This window comes from Paractinoplanes maris (assembly GCF_023544465.1).
In the GTDB taxonomy this organism is placed as follows: Bacteria; Actinomycetota; Actinomycetes; order Mycobacteriales; family Micromonosporaceae; genus Actinoplanes; species Actinoplanes maris.
Genome location: NZ_JALPVL010000005.1, coordinates 494,292 through 511,492, shown reverse-complemented (window position 1 = coordinate 511,492; position 17,201 = coordinate 494,292). Strand labels below are relative to the sequence as shown.

General features: G+C 71.3%; 13 protein-coding genes and 2 pseudogenes. 4 read left to right on the top strand and 11 right to left on the bottom strand.

Features of this window, described 5'->3' with window-relative positions; all coding sequences use genetic code 11:
• Window positions 1-351: 351 nt before the first annotated feature.
• A complete protein-coding gene (locus NAG42_RS17460) occupies window positions 352-3,324 on the bottom strand; it encodes a TIM-barrel domain-containing protein (protein ID WP_250031352.1) in 2,973 nt (990 codons plus the stop codon).
• Between the two features lie 347 nt (window positions 3,325-3,671).
• On the opposite strand from NAG42_RS17460, the gene NAG42_RS17455 reads away from it, so the two are divergent.
• Window positions 3,672-4,700, top strand: coding sequence for a Kelch repeat-containing protein (locus NAG42_RS17455; RefSeq protein WP_250031351.1), 1,029 nt, complete (start codon window positions 3,672-3,674; stop codon window positions 4,698-4,700).
• 125 nt (window positions 4,701-4,825) lie between these two features.
• On the opposite strand, the gene NAG42_RS17450 is transcribed toward NAG42_RS17455, so the two are convergent.
• Window positions 4,826-5,374 carry a hypothetical protein gene (locus NAG42_RS17450; RefSeq protein ID WP_250031350.1) on the bottom strand — a complete coding sequence of 183 codons (549 nt, stop codon included), beginning with the start codon at window positions 5,372-5,374 and terminating at the stop codon, window positions 4,826-4,828.
• 141 nt (window positions 5,375-5,515) lie between these two features.
• On the opposite strand from NAG42_RS17450, the gene NAG42_RS17445 reads away from it, so the two are divergent.
• Window positions 5,516-6,364 carry a CAP domain-containing protein gene (locus tag NAG42_RS17445; RefSeq protein ID WP_250031349.1) on the top strand — a complete coding sequence of 283 codons (849 nt, stop codon included), beginning with the start codon at window positions 5,516-5,518 and terminating at the stop codon, window positions 6,362-6,364.
• Here NAG42_RS17445 and NAG42_RS17440 read toward each other — a convergent pair.
• The 6 genes from NAG42_RS17440 to NAG42_RS17415 all read right to left on the bottom strand — a co-directional run bounded on the left by NAG42_RS17440 (window position 6,342) and on the right by NAG42_RS17415 (window position 12,655).
• Window positions 6,342-7,421, bottom strand: a complete 1,080-nt coding sequence (locus NAG42_RS17440) for an LLM class flavin-dependent oxidoreductase (RefSeq protein ID WP_250031348.1) — start codon at window positions 7,419-7,421, stop codon at window positions 6,342-6,344. The two genes, NAG42_RS17445 and NAG42_RS17440, sit on opposite strands and share 23 nt — an antisense overlap.
• Window positions 7,418-8,752, bottom strand: a complete 1,335-nt coding sequence (locus NAG42_RS17435; protein WP_250031347.1) for an LLM class flavin-dependent oxidoreductase — start codon at window positions 8,750-8,752, stop codon at window positions 7,418-7,420. The genes NAG42_RS17440 and NAG42_RS17435 overlap by 4 nt, the downstream gene beginning before the upstream one ends.
• A complete protein-coding gene (locus NAG42_RS17430) occupies window positions 8,749-9,456 on the bottom strand; it encodes an ABC transporter ATP-binding protein (RefSeq protein WP_250031346.1) in 708 nt (235 codons plus the stop codon). Before NAG42_RS17430 ends, NAG42_RS17435 begins: the two co-directional genes overlap by 4 nt.
• Window positions 9,432-10,262 carry an ABC transporter permease gene (locus NAG42_RS17425; protein WP_250031345.1) on the bottom strand — a complete coding sequence of 277 codons (831 nt, stop codon included), beginning with the start codon at window positions 10,260-10,262 and terminating at the stop codon, window positions 9,432-9,434. Before NAG42_RS17425 ends, NAG42_RS17430 begins: the two co-directional genes overlap by 25 nt.
• Entirely contained in the window at window positions 10,259-11,314 is a 1,056-nt protein-coding gene (locus tag NAG42_RS17420; protein ID WP_250031344.1) for an ABC transporter substrate-binding protein, read from the bottom strand. Before NAG42_RS17420 ends, NAG42_RS17425 begins: the two co-directional genes overlap by 4 nt.
• Before the next feature lie 156 nt (window positions 11,315-11,470).
• Complete coding sequence (locus NAG42_RS17415; protein ID WP_250031343.1) at window positions 11,471-12,655, bottom strand: ROK family transcriptional regulator; 1,185 nt, start codon at window positions 12,653-12,655, stop codon at window positions 11,471-11,473.
• A gap of 150 nt (window positions 12,656-12,805) precedes the next feature.
• On the opposite strand from NAG42_RS17415, the gene NAG42_RS17410 reads away from it, so the two are divergent.
• Entirely contained in the window at window positions 12,806-13,753 is a 948-nt protein-coding gene (locus tag NAG42_RS17410) for a class I mannose-6-phosphate isomerase (protein WP_250031342.1), read from the top strand.
• Window positions 13,754-13,940: 187 nt separating this feature from the next.
• Here the strand turns inward: NAG42_RS17410 and NAG42_RS17405 are convergent.
• Both NAG42_RS17405 and NAG42_RS17400 read right to left on the bottom strand, forming a co-directional pair.
• Window positions 13,941-14,169: pseudogene (locus NAG42_RS17405) on the bottom strand (transposase family protein); the annotation flags it as partial.
• A 15-nt stretch (window positions 14,170-14,184) separates the two neighbouring features.
• Window positions 14,185-14,700 carry a monooxygenase family protein gene (locus NAG42_RS17400; RefSeq protein ID WP_250031341.1) on the bottom strand — a complete coding sequence of 172 codons (516 nt, stop codon included), beginning with the start codon at window positions 14,698-14,700 and terminating at the stop codon, window positions 14,185-14,187.
• A 207-nt stretch (window positions 14,701-14,907) separates the two neighbouring features.
• Between NAG42_RS17400 and NAG42_RS17395 the strand changes: the two are divergent.
• Window positions 14,908-15,686, top strand: a pseudogene (locus tag NAG42_RS17395) (transposase family protein).
• A gap of 588 nt (window positions 15,687-16,274) precedes the next feature.
• On the opposite strand, the gene NAG42_RS17390 reads toward NAG42_RS17395, so the two are convergent.
• Entirely contained in the window at window positions 16,275-17,078 is an 804-nt protein-coding gene (locus tag NAG42_RS17390; RefSeq protein WP_250031340.1) for an LLM class flavin-dependent oxidoreductase, read from the bottom strand.
• Between the last annotated feature and the right edge of the window lie 123 nt (window positions 17,079-17,201).

The window sequence follows — 17,201 nt, the reverse complement described above, 5'->3', positions numbered from 1 at the left end:
GATGTGCGCCATCGTCCGAGGTCTCCCTCACCCGCCGCAGGACGGGCGAACGCACGGAGGCATGCCGGGATGCCCGTGATGACCGCAACGCTCTTTGTGAGGTACTCCCCTCGCCGCGCAGACTAGCCCACGATCTTGGGCCGGGCCAACCGCGGGGGGCGCGAATCACGCCGATCGGGTTGACGTCACCGCACCCCGGGCGCACCGTGGAAGAGGTTGAGGAGGTCCACCATGCTGCTCGACATCCTGCTGGGAACGCTGCTGGTCGGAAGCGCCCTCGTCTCCATGGCGGCGCTGTCGGTGACCTCCGGCTATCGCCGGCACCGGCACCGCCGCCACGGCTGAGACAGGCTAAAACGTAATTGTCAGAGGGATCCGGGCCGGACGTTCCGGCGCGGTGATGGTGAGCGTGCGCGTTGCGGCCGCATAGGACCAGGACGAGACCGGTCGCCCGTCCACCCGGACAGCTCGCGGTTTCCCGGCGTCGGTGATCCTGAGCGTCCACTGGCGGCGGGCCGCATCGGCGATCTTGACGGTGTGGTTCCCGTCGCGATAGGAGACCGTCGTCCCGTCCTCGAGCGTCGCCGACCCGTTCGCACCGGCGTTGATGGTGGCGGTGGCCTTGGTCAGCGCCTGCTTCTCGTTGGCGATGTCACCCGTGTGGGTGACCACGACGCCGCCCGAGCGGACGAAGACCGGCATCGTGTCCAGCGTGGTCGTGATCTGCTGGATCGTTCCACCCCGGTAGACGCGGCCGGTGAAGAAGTCGGTCCACGAGCTGCCCGGCGGGAACCAGACCGACGTCGTGGCATTCGGGCCGGGTGCGGTGACCGGGGCGACGAGCAGGTCGGGTCCGTAGAGGTACTGCGAGCCGGCGGTGGCGTACGCCTCCTGCTCACCCGGGTAGGCGAGATAGAGCGGGCGCGTGATCGGCAGGCCGGTCCGCGTGGCCTCGGCCGCCGCGCCGTAGGTGTAGGGCAACAGCCTCTCGCGCAGGTTGAGGAACTTCTTGGCCGAGGCGCCGGCCGCCGGGCCGTACTGCCACGGCAGGCGGTCGCTGTGGTTGGAGTGCAGCCGGTCGATCGGCTGGAACGTTCCCAGTTGCACCCACCGGGCGTACAGGTCGTCGGGCAGCTTGGTGCTCTGCGGCTCGGCTCCCGGCTCGGTCGACAGGCCACCGGTGTGCCCACCGATGTCGTGGCTGACCGCGGCCAGGCCGGTCGCGGCCGACTCACCGGGCGTGTAGCCGACCTGCGCCTGCAGCGTCTCCCAGGTCGAGACCGTGTCCCCGGTGAAGTGCAGCGTCGTGCGCTTGTCGGCCCACGGGCCGGTCGGCACCGCGGTCGGGCTGCTGTAGCCGCCGGCCTGCAGCGACCCGTACGCCCGGGAGAACGCGAAGCCGTCGCGGTCGGCGTACTGCTGGTTGATCCAGGCGTCCCCGGTCACGCCCTCCAGGGACGAGCGCGAGGCGTCGCAGCACCAGTCGAGCCACCAGAAGTCCGGGTCGGCCAGGCCGTCGTGCAGCTCGAAATAGGCTTTGAGCTGGTCGGGATCGCCGAAATCGAAGACGTAGCAGTCGGGGCCGCCGTTGCACCCCGTACGCTGCAGTTTGCCCTTGGCCGTGGCCTGCGCCCGCGCGAATCCCGGGTCGGAGCCCATGATGCTCGGGTGGATGTTGAGGCTGGTGTGCAGTCCCCGCGAGCGGGCCCAGGCGAGATAGGCGGGCAGATCGGGGAAGCGGGACTCATCGACCTGCCAGCCGTTCCACTTGTCGGGCGCCTTGAAGTCGGTGTCCACGATCAGCACGTCGAGCGGCACACCCTCGGTGCGGAAACGCTCGGCGATCTGCTGGAACTCGGCGGCCGTCCGGTCGTAGTACTCGGAATACCAGACGCCGTACGCCCACTTCGGCAGCAGTTTTGTCGGCCCGGTCAGCGTCGACAGCTCCCGCAGACCGCGGGCGTAGTCCTGGCCGTAGGCGAAGACGTATCCGTCCTGACCCTGGCTCGTGCGGGGGGAGACCTTCTTCGTCCTCGGGTTCCACAGCGCGGAGGCGGAGTCGTCGAGCAGCGACCAGCCGTCCTGATAGAGCAGACCCGGCTCGGTCAGCGCGGCGCCGTTCACACCGTCGAGGCCGCGCCGGTAACCGCCGAGCGGGGCGTGCGGCGCCAGCAGGGCGGCGCCCACGCTGGTGACCGCGACCGTGTCGATGTTGACGTTGCAGCTGTCGTCGGTGGGGCAGCCCAAGGACACCGTGTTGGTCCCGGCTTGCAGGGTGATCGGTGCCGAGACCGTACGCCAGTAGTCCCATCCGCTCGTCGGCGGCAGCGTCACAGCGGTGCCGTTCAGCGTGATCGTGCGCTCCCGCACCGGATTCGCGCCGGGCTTCCCGTTGGCGTAGCGCACCTGCACCCGGTACGAGCCGCGCGCGGGCACCCCCGTGACGGTGTACGCGGCGCCCGCGCCGGTGCGCTCCAGCGAGGCCAGGAATCCGTTCCCGGAGTATCCATTGTGGTCGGATGCGCTGCGGGCGCCGCCGGTCAACGTGCCCTCGTCGGCCTCGCAGACCGTCCCGAAATCGCACGGCTGCGGTGCCGGCGGGGTGGGGGCGGGATAGGCGGCCCCGGCCGGAACGAGCGCGAGGCTGTCGATGTTGACGTTGCCCGAGTCGGTGGCGGTGCGCACGATGCTGATCTCGTGCCGCCCGGCCGTCAGGGTCAGCGGCACCGAGGCGACGGCCCAGGTGTCCCAGGTGGCCGTCGGTGCCAGCGAAAGCGTGTGGTTCCGGCCGTCGACCGCGACCGTCAGCGTACGAGTGACGTTCTGCCCGTCGCCGCCGGTGCTGTTGGCGTAGCGGACCGCGAGGCCCTCGCCGCCCTGGGCGACACCGGTGAACACGACCGCGTCACCGGTGCCGGCGAACCCGGCGGCGAACCCGCGCCCGGTGAATCCGGTGTGGTCGGTGGCGAGCCCGGGCCCGCGCAGGTCGAGATCTTCGGCCTCGCACAGCGTGCCCGCGGCGCAGTCCGGCGGATAGTGCCCGGCCCACGGCTCGGCCTGGACGACCTGGCGGCCGGCCCGCAGCCGGAGGTCGAGGTTGTCGGCGGTGAAGGCGCCGGAACCGACCTTGTAACGCAGCGTCGCCGCGCCGGTGTCGATGGTGAGCCAGCCCTTTTCCGTACGCTGGGAGAACCGCACCGGCCGGAAGGCGTCCCGCCCCACGACGTTGAAGGTGCCGGCGTCGGTGAAGCGCCCGCCGTCGGCGTACTCGGTGCGGATCAGCGTGGGGGAGAGGACCTGGAAACGGGCGTTGCCCGACACCACCGTCGCATTCCTGGGCTGCGCCTGAGCCGGCGCCGGGCCGGTCTTCGCGGTGCGGGGTTGGTGTCGGTGGGCGCCGGGTTGGTTCTCGCGGTGCGGGGTTGGTGTCGGTGGGCGCCGGGGTGGTTGTCGCGGTGCGGCGCCGCTCTCCGTGGGCGCCGAGCCGGCGGCGGGAACCGGAACCGCCTATGGGAGGTCAGAAAGGCGTGAGACCGGGTGGAAGAACTCTGGTGGCGGCCGCTCTGTGCGGTGTTCTCGGGACGGCAGCGTGCACCGCGCCCGTCGAGAAAGCCGCGGCGGAGAGGCCGGCTGCCGAGGGGAGGCCGGCCGCTGCTCCGGGCTGGCAGCGGGTGGCTGACGGGCCGCTCGAACCGCGGGAGCAGGCGCTCGGGCTGTGGACGGGCCGTGAGGTGTTGTTCTTCGGTGGCAGCGACGCTCCGCCGTGCCCACCCAACGCCAGCTGTGCCCGTGGACCGACAGCCTTGTCCGACGGGGCCGCGCTCGATCCCGCGACCGGCCGCTGGCGCCGGCTCGCGGACTCGCCGGTGCCGCTCGCCGGAGTGCAGGGCGTCGTCATCGGATCGAGCGCCTACCTGCTCCTGAGCACCCCCCGGCGGGAGCTTCTCGTCTACCACATCGATCGGGACAGCTGGGCCCGGTTGCCGGCTCCGTTCAGCGGCGCCGGCGGCTATCAGCTCGCCGCCGCGGGCGACCGGCCTGTCGTCTATCGGGGAAGCGACGAGGCCGGGTCGGCCCCGCATTACCTGTTCGAGCCGCGGACCGGCGCCTGGACCGCGCTACCCGAGGATCCGCTGGGAGATGCCTTCGATCGGCACCTGGCGTGGAGTGGCCGCGAGCTCTTGCTGTTCGACCACGAGCGGGTGCCGAACCCGAATTCGGGGAAGCCGTCCCTGACCCGGGCGGCGGCTCTCGACCTGGGGACCCGGGCGTGGCGTCGGCTTCCCGACCTGCCGATGTTGTCCACCGGCCCCTGGCTGCCGGTCGGCGGCACGCTGGTCAACCCCTTGCTCGGCGGCGAGGACGGTGGGCAGGTCGGCGGCTGGGGGCGGACCTATCCGTACGGTGGGCAGTTCGATCCCGCCACGGGAGCGTGGTCACCGTTGCCGGATCTGCCGGGTGACAAGATCGCGGGTGGTGGGGCCCGTGCCGGGGATGCCGCCCTCTATCCCGGGCTCAGCGACGTGGTGCTGGACGCCGCGACGGGGCGGTGGCAGCAAGTGCCCGCGATGCCGGGAAGCCGAACTCACGGGTCGACGGTCCTGGCCGCGGGTGCTCGGATGGTGGTCTTCGGCGGGGCCGTCCGGGAGGGGGCGTCGCTGGCGCTGATCGGCACCACGTGGATCTGGACGCCGGAATAGCCCTCGGCCGTGGCTCAGCTCTCGGCCGTGGATCAGCCGCCGGTTGCCCTATCAGGCACCGGCCGCGGGTCAGGCGCCGGTTGCCGATCAGGCAGCCGGCTGGGGATCAGCAGCCGGAGGGGGGATCAGGCGTCGGCCTCGTCGGCCGGGGTGGCGGTGCAGAGCGCGTCCGCCCGGTCGACGACCAGGTCCTCCGGCGTCGGGCAGCGGCGGTGCAGCGCGGCCAGGGCGTGCTCGTAGGCGGGCCGGCTGAACGGCGTCTCGCGCATCCGGATCACCGACTGGCGGACGGCCGCGGTGAAGTCCTGAGGCCAGTGGACGCGGTGCAGCGCCCGGACGATGTTGGTGTCCCGGTCGACCAGGACGATCTGCACCGTGCCGTCGGGGTCGACGCCGGGCAGGCCGTCCTCGGGACCGTACAGGTGTGGGTTGTAAGGGGCCTGCGACCAGGACAGGACGGGGCCCAGACGGTAGGCCAGGATGCCGGCGTGCTCGCTGTCGACCCACGCGAACTGGGTCGGGGACGCGGTCACGGCCTGGACCTCCAGCTCATGCGGATGACTCAGGAACAGCATGAGCTGAACCGGCTCTCCGGCGAACATGGTGAGGGCGGCGCCTTCAGGCCAGCTGACGTCCGGATCCAGCCGACTTCCCACCTCGACGATCAGGTGCACCCCAGCAGCGTAACCGTGCGAAAGCCGCAAAGTGCGATGTAAGCACGGGCATCGATCTTTAAGTTTTCTTCAATGTCCGTGCGTTTGCCGGACGCCGCGCGCACAGTCGGTCGGACATCCCCCGACCGATTGAGGATCACTGTGCGTACGCGTCACCGCCGGCCCACCCGGACCCGAACCCTCGTGCTGGCCACCTGCGTGCTGGGCGTGCTGGGCGCCGGAGCGGCCGGCATCGCCTCGGCCCAGACCTCCGGGCACCGCCAGCAGGCCGCCGCCCGGGCCGACGCCGCCCCGCGGCTCGGCGCGGCGACCCGGGTGACCGAGGCCGCCCGTGACCGGCGCCCGCACCGGCCCCGTCCGCGCCCGTCGAACACCCCCACCGCCACGACACCGGCGCCCGCCCCGACGACGGCTGTCCCGACGACCGCCGTGCCCACGACCACCGCGCCCGCGACCACCGGGCCGGCCACGGCCGTGCCCACGACGGTCGCGCCGACGACCGTCGCCCCCACCACCGGCGCGCCGACGACGCTGCCACCGACGAGTGCCCCGGCGACCACGCCGCCCGCCGACACCGTCATCGAGCAGGTGCTCGCGCACATCAACGCCGCCCGCACGGCGAGCGGCCTCACGCCGTACGTCCTGAACGCCGGCCTCTCGAAGGCTTCGGCCGCCCACAACGCGCTGATGGTCGGCGGTTGCGGCCTGTCCCACCAGTGCCCGGGCGAGGCGGGCCTGGGCGACCGGTTCACCGCGGCCGGCGTCTCGTGGAACTCGGCCGGCGAGAACATCGGGCAGGGCAACGCGTCGAACAACGCCGCGTCGATCGTGGCCGCCGCCAACGGGCTGACCGACCTGATGCTGGCCGAGGTGCCGCCCAACGACGGACACCGCCGCAACCTGCTCAACGCGAACTTCAAGCGCATCGGCCTGGCCGTCACCCGGGGCAGCGACGGCCGGGTCTGGGTCACCCAGGACTTCGTGAACTGAGCACACCGGGGCCCGGGGCCTTCGTCGCCAGCAACGCGTCGCCGACCCGGGCCGTCTCGGTCCGGTAGGGCGTGTCGGAGAGCACGAAGTGGCTGATCCCCAGGGCCGCGTACGCGTCCAGCGCGGCCGCCACGTCGCCGGCCGACCCGGCCAGCCAGGTCGTCCCGGCGCCACCGCCGCCGTACCGGCCCGGCGCCGTGTAGAGACAGGTGTCGAGCACGTCGCCGCGGCCGGCCAGATCGAGCAGCCGCTGCTGGCCGACCGCGGGCCCGCGCAGCTGTTCCTGCGGTGCGGGCGATCGCCGTGCCATCGCGGCCACCCGCGCCTCGGCGTCATGCCATGCCTGTTCGCGGGTGTCCCGGATCAGCGTGGTGATCCGCAGCCCGAACTCCAGCGGTGCCAGATCACGATCGAGGTCGGAGCTCAGCCGGCGGAGGCGGTCGACCCGCGCGGCGATGCCGTCGAGCGGCTCACCCCAGAACAGCTGCACGTCGGCCTCGGTGGCCGAGACGCGTTCCGCCGCCGCGGACGCGCCGCCGAAATAGAGGCGTGGCGGTGTGGCCGGCCGCAGTGGCAACGTCGATCCGCGTACCTCGAAATGCGAACCTCGGACGGTGACATCCTCCTCGGTCCACAGACGGCGGACGATCCGCATGAACTCCTTGGTCCGGGCGTACCGCTGCGGCTGATCGCCTTCCGCGTCGCCGTACGCGGCCAGGTTGTCCTGCCCGCTGACGATGTTGACCAGCAGGCGGCCGCCGCTGAGGTGGTCGAGCGTGGCCGCCGACGACGCGAAGTGGGCCGGTTGCCAGTAACCCGGCCGGATCGCCGCCAGCGGCCGGAACGTGGTGGTGCGGGCGGCGATCGCGGTGGCCACGGTGAACGTGTCCGGCCGCCCCCAGCCGGTGCCGATCAGCGCGCCCTGCCAGCCGTGCTGCTCGGCCGTGCGGGCCAGGTCGACGCTGTGCTCGAGCGTGCCGTAACCGGCCACCGCGTCGTCGCCGCGGTGGCCCGGCTCGACCGTGTTCGGGATGTACCAGAGATAGGTGGAACTCATCCGAGTGCCCCTTCCAGCGCGAATCGGTTGGCCGGGCGGGGAAGCCCGTAGTGCTCGCGCAGGGTGGTGCCCGTGTATTCCGTACGGAAAAGACCCCGCTCCCGCAGGATGGGCACGACCTCACGGGTGAACGCCTCGATGCCGGCGGGCAGCACGGCGGGCATGATGTTGAACCCGTCGGCCGCGCCGTTCTCGAAGTAGTGCTGGATGGTGTCGGCGACCTGCACGGGCGTGCCGGTGAAGGTGCGGTGCCCGCGACCGCCGCCGAGCTTGCCGATCAGCTGCCGCACGGTCAGGTTCTCGCGGCGCCCCCAGTCGACGATGAGCGTGCGGCGGCTCTTCGCGCCCTCGATCTCGTCCTCGCCCGGCAGGTCGACGGGCAGCGGCTCGTCCAGGCGCAGCCGATCGGCCGGGACGCGCAGGGTGTGGGCCAGGGTCGCCACCGCGTATTCCGGGGCGATCAGGCGATCCAGCTCGGCTTCGAGCTCGCGGGCCGCGGCGGGGGTGTCCGCGATGACCGGCACGATCCCGGGCAGCACGACGAGGTGGTCGGGATTCCGGCCGGCCGCGGCGGCCCGGCGCTTGATGTCGGCATAGAAGGCCTGACTCTCGGCCAGCGTCGGCTGCGCGGTGAACACGGCCTCGGCCCACTTCGCCGCGAACTCCCGGCCGTCGGACGACGAACCGGCCTGGACGAGCAACGGGTACGCCTGCGGTGAGCGGGGCACGTTGAGCGCTCCGCCCACCCGGAAATGCTCGCCGCGATGGTCGATGCCGCGCACCCGCTCGGATCGGGCGTGCACGCCCGCCTCCTTGTCGGCCACGATCGCGTCGTCGGCCCAGCTGTCCCACAGCTTCGTGGACACGTCGAGGAACTCGTCGGCGCGCTCGTACCGCGTACGGTGCAGGGGTTGGTCGTCCAGGCCGAAGTTGCGGGCGGCCGCGTCCCCGGCGGTGGTCACGATGTTCCAGCCGGCTCGCCCGCCGGACAGGTGGTCGAGCGAGGCGAAGCGGCGGGCCAGGTTGTAGGGCTCGTTGTACGACGTGGACGCCGTCGCGATCAGCCCGATCCGGCTGGTGCTGACCGAGAGCGCGGCCAGCAAGAGCGTCGGCTCCAGCTTCCCGGCCGGGCGGCGGCCTGGATCGTTCCAGAGGACCGGGCTGTCGGCCAGGAACACCGAGTCGAACGTGGCCTCCTCGGCGACCCGGGCCAGGTGCTGGTGGGCCGCCAGCGACAGATTGGCCGACGGATCCGAGCCGGGCAGCCGCCACGACGCCTCGTGGTGTCCGGTGTCGTGCAGGAAGAGGTTGAAGTGCAGTTGACGGCTCATCGGGTGACTCCCAGTTCCTCGAGCAGGAAGGTGCGCAGCTCCTCCGGTGACCGGCCGGCCACCTGGACGTCGGCCCGCACCACCCCGGCGTCGAGCACGATCACCCGGTCGGCCAGCACGATCGCCTCGTCCACGTCGTGCGTGACCAGCAGGACGGCCGGTCGGTGGGCCTCGCACAGCTTGCGCAGCAACGCATGCATGCGGATGCGGGTCAGCGCGTCCAGCGCGCCGAACGGCTCATCGGCCAGCAGCAGCTGCGGTTCCCGGACGAGCGACCGGGCCAGCGCGGCCCGCTGCTGCTCGCCGCCGGAGAGCTGGAAGGGCCACGACCGTTCCCGCCCCTGGAGGCCGACCTCGGACAACGCCTGCTGCCCGCGGGCCGCCGCCCCGGGATCGCGCAGACCGAGGACGACGTTGTCGAGGATCCGCCGCCACGGCAGCAGCCGCGAGTCCTGAAAGACCACCGACACCTTGGCCGGTACGGCGATCCGGCCGGAGCCGGCCACGTCGCGGTCCAGCCCGGCCAGCGCCCGCAACAGGGTGCTCTTGCCGGTGCCGGAGCGCCCGATCAGAGCCACGAACTCGCCGGCGGCGATGTCCAGGTCGAGTCCGTTGAGCACGCCCCCGCTCTCGCTGAAGCTGCGCCGCAGGTCGCGGACGCGGACCGCCGGTTCGGTGATCAGTCCTCGAGGGTCCGTCGCCATGCCAGCACCTTCCTTCCGATCAGGCGCACGGCGGAGTCCGCGCAGTAGCCGAAGACGCCGTAGATGACCAGGCCGACCACGATGACGTCGGTCTGGCCGTACTGCTCGGCCAGCGTGATCATGTGACCGATGCCGGCGGTCGCGTTGTACTGCTCGACCACCACGAGCCCGAGCAGCGACGAGGTGACCGCGAACCGCATGCCGAGCAGGAAGCCGGGCAGGGCCCCGGGGAGCACGATGTGCCGGACGAACTCGCGGCGCCCGATGCCGATGGTCTCGGCCAGTTCGGCGTACCGGCCGTCGATGCCGCGCAGCCCGTTGTGGGTGTGCACATAGATGGGGACCATGCTGATCAGCGCGATGGTCACGATCTTCATCTCCTGGCCGATGCCGAACCAGGCGATGAACAGCGGGATGAGCGCCAGGGTGGGCACCGACCGCTTGATCTGGATCGGGCCGTCGATGATGGACTCGCCGAGCCGGGAGAGCCCGGAGACGACCGCCAGCACACCCCCGGCGGCGACCCCGAAACTCAGGCCCAGCGCCGCCCGCTGCAGCGAGGACAGGATGTTGCCGAGCAGGTCGTGGTCGGTCCACTGCTCGCCGAAGGCGACCACGACGTCCCACGGAGCGGTCAGGATGGCCGGGCTGATCAGGCCGGTGGCCGAGCCCGCGGACCAGACGGCCAGCAGCAGGACCGGGCCGGCCCAGAACGCGTACGGGATCCGGCGCCCCGGGCCGAGCCGTCGGCGCACGACCCGGATGTCGGGCGCGACCGCCCGCGGACGGGTCTCGGTGATGGTCATGCGGCATCACCGGTGACCACATCGGAGCCGGCCGCCGTGGCCTCGATGAGTTCGAAGCGGCGGTCGACCAGCGTGCTCACGTCGAGCTTGTCGCGCTTCTGCTGCTCGGCGAGCAGATCGGCGGTCCGCTGGAGCCGGGTGAGGGCGTTGTCCCAGGTGGCCGGGATGCCTTTGCGGCCCTCGGCCGCGACCACATCCTTGGCATCGGCCGCGTTGAGCCCCTGTGTCTCCTGCAGGTAGGCCTGGGCGTACCCGTCGGGGTTGGCGTTCTGCCAGAGCAGCGCCTTGGTGCGGACACCGACGTAGACCTTGAGCGCGGCGGCCTTCTCCGCGTCCTGGAGCGATGTCGTGAGGCAGTAGAGCGTCGACGCGTCGTCGCGGATGCCGGTCAGGATCGCCCCGCCGCCGGGATACTTCGCCTTGTAGATCTTGACGTTGGCCGCGCCGATCGGCGCCACGTCCACGGCTTTGCTGCCCAGGGCGGTCACGTACGAGTCGCCGGTGCTGGTCAACTCGACCAGGGTCACGTCGTCGCGGGTGAGGCCGGCCTTCTGCAGCACCCGCAGCACGAGCGCGCCCTGAGCTTGCCCGGCGCTGTAGGCGATCTTCTTGCCGCGCAGGTCGGCCAGGGAGCCCACGGTCACCCCGGGCGCGAGGCCGAGCTGGTAGATCGGGTGGTTGATCGGGTCGACGGTGACCGACTGGAAGACGATCTTCGTCGAGGTGCCCGTCCAGGCGGCGAACAACGACGGGATGTCGGCCACCGCGCTGCAGTCGAGCTTGTCGGCGCGGAACGCCTGGATGCTCTGCGGGCCGCCGCTGATGTTGGCCCACTCGACCCGTACGCCGGCCCGGCTCAACTCACGATCGAGCCCGGAGGCGCGCACGATGGCCTGGATGGCGGGGTCGCCGATGCGGAGCTCGGTGCCGTCGGCGACCTGGTCCGGCAGGGCCGCCGTCAGCTCCAGCCGGGCCCCGGCGTCGCCACCGCAGGCGGTCAGGGCGAGCAGGGCGGCGGCCGAGGCGGCGATGGCCAGGGAGGGTCTTCTCATCGATGTTTCCTCCGCGAATTCTGCTGCGGGCAGGCAGCGTCAGGCCCGCGGGGTGCGGGCCTGGGCGCTGGTGGGGGCCGCGTCAGGCATCCTTGCCGTCGGCGTTAATTCATACTATGCCGCTAGGATTAGAAGGCAACCTTGCGTCGCGCTGAATTAAGTAACGCCCAGCGGCGCGGCGAAGACCTGATCGAGCGCGACGGCGCCGCCGGCCACGGCCAGGACATCGCGGCCGAAGCTGCTGGCGCGGACCACTGCCGCCCCGTCGGCGCTCCCGGACGACCACCGGGCGGTCTCGGCCCGCAGCGCGGCCAGGCAACCCGGCAGCCGGTTGGCGCCGGCTTCGGAGACGACGAGCACCTCGGGGTCGAAGAGGTCGAGCAGCAGGGCGGCGGCCCGGCCGACCAGGCGCGCCCGTTCAACGAACAGGGCCAGCGCCCCGGGGTGCCCGTGGGCCGCCACGTCGAGCAGGGCGTCGAGCCCCGGCCGGTCGATGAATCCGGCGGCGAGCGCGCGCCGCACGAGTGTGCGCTCCGAGACGGCAGGCTGCAGACATCCCGTACGGCCGCAGGAACAGACCTCGGCGTGCCCCTCGACCGGCAGATGCGCGACGACCCCGGCCGCCGACCGTGGGCCGCAGTGGATCGTGCCGCCCGCCGCGAAGGCGACGTCGACGACATTGCCCACGAACAGATGCACGGCGCTCTGCCGGGCCCGCCCGGCGGCGGCGCCGAAGAGCTGCTCGGCCCGCAGCAGCGCCCGCGAGTTGGTGTCGGCCCGCACGGGCAGCCCGGTGGCCTCGGCGAGGGCGGCGCCGATCGGGACGTCACGCCAGCCGAGCTCGGGATGCTCAACCACCGTGCCGGTGGTGGTGTCGACCCAGCCGCCGGTGGCCACGCCCAGCCCGAGTATCCGTCGTCGCGTGCGCGGCAGCCCGGCGATGCGCGCGCCGAGCGCGGTGAGCACGGCGGCCGGGTCGCGGGCGTCGTGCGGGTCGCGGCGCCGGCTGATGATCCGGCCGCGCAGGTCGAGGAGGGCGACCGTGGTGTGCGGAACCGCGATGTGCACGCCGACGACGGCGACCCGGTCCGGCTCGATGTCCAGCGGCACGTGCGGCCGGCCGATCCCCGGTGGTCCGGCCGCCTCGGGCGCCTCGCGGACGAGCCCGCGGTCGAGCAGCGAGGTCACCGCACCGCTGACCGAGGCGGCGGACAGGTGCGTCGCCCGGGCGACCGTGCTGCGGGCGATCGGGCCGTGGTCGAGGACGGCCCGCAGCACCGCACCGGCCGGGTCGCGTGCGGGGCGCGGACCGGCCGGCGGCAGATCGCCACGCCGGGTCATGCCGGGAGGCTAACCGCCGGAGGCGGCCGGACGGCGACTATGCAACCGGTCGGTAACAGGCCCTTATCGACGCCACCGGCCCCACGACGGTCGGACTGGGGGACACTTCGTGGGCGGATCCCTCCACGCACTAGCTGTTAGGGACGATCGATGACCGTCGTAGCACTGCCCGCCAACCAACCCGAGACGTTCTATCGCGGCGCCGGCCGGATCGCCGATTTCCGCAACGGGCCGGCCGAGCCCGACCGGCCCGAGGACTGGGTGGGCTCGGTGACCAGCCGGTTCGACCTGGCCCCGTCCGGCCTGTCGGTCCTGCCCGACGGTCGCCTGCTGGCCGAGGCGATCGCCGCGGATGGCCGATACTGGCTCGGGCCCGACCGTGCCGACACCGGCGTGCTGGTCAAGCTGCTCGATGCCGGGCAGCGCCTGCCGCTGCACGTCCACCCCGACCGCACCTTCGCGAACGCGCACCTGGCCTCCCCGTACGGAAAGACGGAGGCCTGGGTGATCGTGTCGGCCCGCCCCGACGCGTACGTGCATCTGGGTTTCGCCCGGGACGTCGATCCGGCGGAGCTGGCCGGCTGGGTGGCCGCCCAGAAGGCCGACGACATGCTCGCCGCGACCAACAAGATCCCGGTGTCGGCCGGCGACGCGATCCTGTGCCCGGCCGGAGTGCCGCACGCGATCGGCGACGGCATCCTGCTGGTCGAGATCCAGGAGCCGACCGACTTCTCGGTGCTGCTCGAATACGAGGGCTTCGGCCTGAGCGGCGGTCACCTCAACCTCGGCTACGACCTGGCCCTGCAGTGCGTCGACCGCAGCGCGTGGTCGCCTTCCCGTCTGGCCGGCTTGCGCGGCGCGGCCGACCGCCTGCTGCCCCAGCCGGCCGACGAGTTCTTCCGGGCCGAGCGCCTGTACGGCGGCGACCGGGTCGCCCGGGGCTTCAGCGTCCTGGTCGCGGTGTCGGGCGAGGGCGCGCTGACCGGCGAGACCGACAACCACCCGATCCGCCGCGGCGACACCCTGCTCGTCCCGCACGCGGCCGGCCCTCTCCACCTGACCGGCGCCGTCGAGGTCCTCCGCCTGACCGGCAACTGACCACCGGCTCCCAGACGGCCGGCAAGGCCGCCTGCGACCGGGCGGGAAGCTGGGCCGCCGTTCGATTCACGTATCGGGTCGTCCGACCGGGCGGTGGCCGGCGCAGAAGGGCTACACCACCTGTAATGCATCGCCGATCCGCCCTAATGTGTCGGGCAGGCCTGGAGAAAGGTGCATTGAGCGTTTTTCATCCTGCGTAGCGGTTGGCTTCAACGTGGTGCAGAACGAGGATGGCCTGCACGATCGTGGTTGTCCGGCGTGGGCAGCAGCGCAGCTAGGTCAGGATTCTCCAGGTCTTGAGGATGGTGATCGCGCATTCGCCGCGGGCGCGGATCTTCGCGTGGGCGCGGCTGACGGGCCTTCTGCTGGCGTGACGGGTCCGGCCGCAAGCGTCGCCGTTTGAAGGGGGTCTTGATCTAGAGAGACCGAACCTAGTGCCCGGTCCCGGGGGTATAGAGGTCGTCCTCGGTGACGGCCGGGACGGTGTCGTCCTCCGGGCGGCCGACTCGCGCGGCCGAGCCGAACATCGCGCCACGGGCCGGCTGCACCGGGGCGAAGGATGCGAAGCCGCGGCGCTGCGGGATGTCGTCGTAGACCGCCTCCATGCCGCCGCGTCGCAGGTAGGTCTCGTGCCAGAAGCCGGTGCCGCCGCTGTCGCGCAGGAAGTCGCGCCACCACAGGCGGTGCGGCTCGGAGCGGGTCCAGGCCAGCAGCGTGGGCAGGTCCCGCCAGTACTGGCAGATACCGAGGTGCATGGGAAACAACGACCATAGGAGCGGCTCGTGTGCGAGCAGCCCTTCCGGCTTGTCCGACCGGTCGATCCGCGGGCCGCGGGCCATCAGGGTGCGCAGGCCGTAGAGCCGGTTGACGCGCATACCCAGATAGACCACCACCAGGTCGGGATAGGACGACAGGTCGACGGTCTCTCGATTGACGCGGCTCAGCATCGTCGGGTCTCCTTCCGGTCAGGGATCCTCCGATGGTAAAGCCGCGCACCGACCATCTACTTGCCGCGCACGGCCTTCTCGGTCAGTGAGCCATCTTCAACCCGACAAATGCAGGTCAGCAGCATCGGGGAGGCCAGTAGACCGGTAGGGTGAGGCTTCCGGTAAGACAAGCAATCGACCAAGAAACAGCCCCTACCGGGAGCCTCGTTGCTGTCTTATCCTGCCACGATCCCGCTGTCCACCCGATCGCTGAACCACCTCGCCGATCTGATTCGGACCCATCGCCACCAGCGACGATCCCGATGGCGGCGCCTCGACCCCGGCCGGCAAGCGCTGCTCGCCCTGGCCCACTTGCGTAACGGCGACACCCTCACCCGCCTAGCCGCCGGATTCGACGTGGGCGTGGCCACCGCCTGGCGCTACATCCGCGAGGCGATCGCCCTGCTCGCCGCGACCGCCGACGACCTACAAACGGCGATGAGCAGGATCCGCCGGCTGGCGTACGCCATCCTCGATGGCACTCTGATACCGATCGACCGCGTCGCCGATCAGAAGCCGTACTACTCCGGCTCAAACACCGCCGGCACGGCATGAACGTCCAGGTCATCGCAGACCCGGCCGGCCGCCTCGTGTGGGCGTCGCAAGCTCTGCCCGGCTCGACGCACGACCTGACCGCCGCCCGAACCCACGACATCATCGACGCACTGACAAGCGCGAACGTGATGACCTTCGCCGACAAGGCGTACCAGGGCGCCGGCGGCACCATCCGCACCCCGTTCAAACGACACCGCTACCGGCCCAAGCTGTCACGCCGACTGAAGGCCGTGAATAGGTCCCACGCCCGTGTCCGCGCTCGCGGTGAACGCGCAGTCGCCATCCTCAAGACCTGGAAAATCCTGGTCAAGCTGCGCTGTAGTCCTTGCCGGACGACCTCGATGGTGAAGGCCATCCTGGTTCTGCATCACATCGAGTACCCGGTCTACTGAGGATGGAAAAGGCTCATTGTGAAGCGAATTACGGCGGCTGTCGCCACGCTGTCCCTCACGGTGGCCGGCGCCTTCGCCGGGTCCACGTCCCCAGCCGCAGCAGCCGAAAAATTGGTGGTGACCTCGGCCAACGCCGCGCATTGGGCGGGGGCCGGCAAGGACGTACTCTACGACCTGCAGAACCTGGGCCCATGGTCGCAATACACCGGCGATCGGAAAATGGTATTACCAACGACGGGAGGCGGCGAAGACCGCTCCCATGTCCGGCGAATGCATCCTGGAACGACCCACGGTGAAATAGCCCACCGACGGCCCGAACGGCCCACTGCCGAAGTTCCCGGTCTTCACCTTCGGTCAGGCCGCTGCCACCTTGCACTACGTGGACGGATGCGCGGTGACCCAGCCTTCCACCGCCGGCTACAACCTCTCCAGCGAGAAGACACCCTGGGCCGTCACTCGCTACCAAATGAGGAGTGCGAAGACGAGTCACGTCCTGGCGTGGCCTCCACGCCCACCACAACAAGAGGCGCGATCACTGTGACCTGGAAACAAGCCGGCTGACACTCCAGCCGGGGCTTTCCTGCTTCATTACCGTCCGGCCAGTTCGGCGACGACCGGGGCCAGGGGAGCGGCGACGTCCGCGCCGAACACGAAGTACGTGAAACCGATCTCCTCGCGTCGCCGGTGGATCTCGTCGATGGCCGCGGCGGGGTCACTCGGGAGGAAGGCCAGCGAGTCGGCGGCCCGGATGGCGGCGGTGTCGGTGTCCGGACCGGCCATGAAGGGGGCGACCGCGTCGCCGATCACCGGGACGTGCGCAGCGAGCTCCAGATCGCGCCGGTTGTCGAACGCGCGGACCCGTCGCGTCGTCTCGGCGCGTGTCTCGGTGTGCGGCATCACGAAGGTCACCGTGTCGGCGAGCTCGGCCGCCAGCGCTTGCGCCTGGGGACCACCGACGGCCATCGCCACCGGAGTGTGCCGGTCCGGGCCGTCGAGCTCCCGCAAGGCCGTGAGAATCTCGCGCACCTGGCCCGATCGGTCGTTCGCGGGCACCGCGGGCAGGCCGAGCTCGCGGAGCTGACCGGCGATCCCGGGCCGCCCGGTGCCGATGCCCATCTCGAAGCGGCCGTCCGTGAGCACGGTCAGCGAGTGCGCTTCCCACGCGGTGATCCAAGCCGGCCGTACGGGCGACGCATACACCCAGGTGCCCACTCGGAGATCGGTGATGGTGGCCGCAACCGCCAGCGCCGGGCCCGGAGCCGGCTGCCACTGCGGCACGTCCGGCATCAGGATCGTCGAGTAGCCGCTGTCGGCCAGACCACGCAGCTGGTCGAGCCACGCCGGCACGTCGGTGATGATCGGAGCAACAACTCCGAAGCGCAATGACCTCATGGGTAACCCATCGTTCCTCCGGCCCGGCCCCTCGGCCGAGCTCTTCACCGATCTACGAACGGATCACCGCGGATCCGACAGCACGCGACAAGGAATCTGGCTCGTTGCAGCCGAGCACGGCCG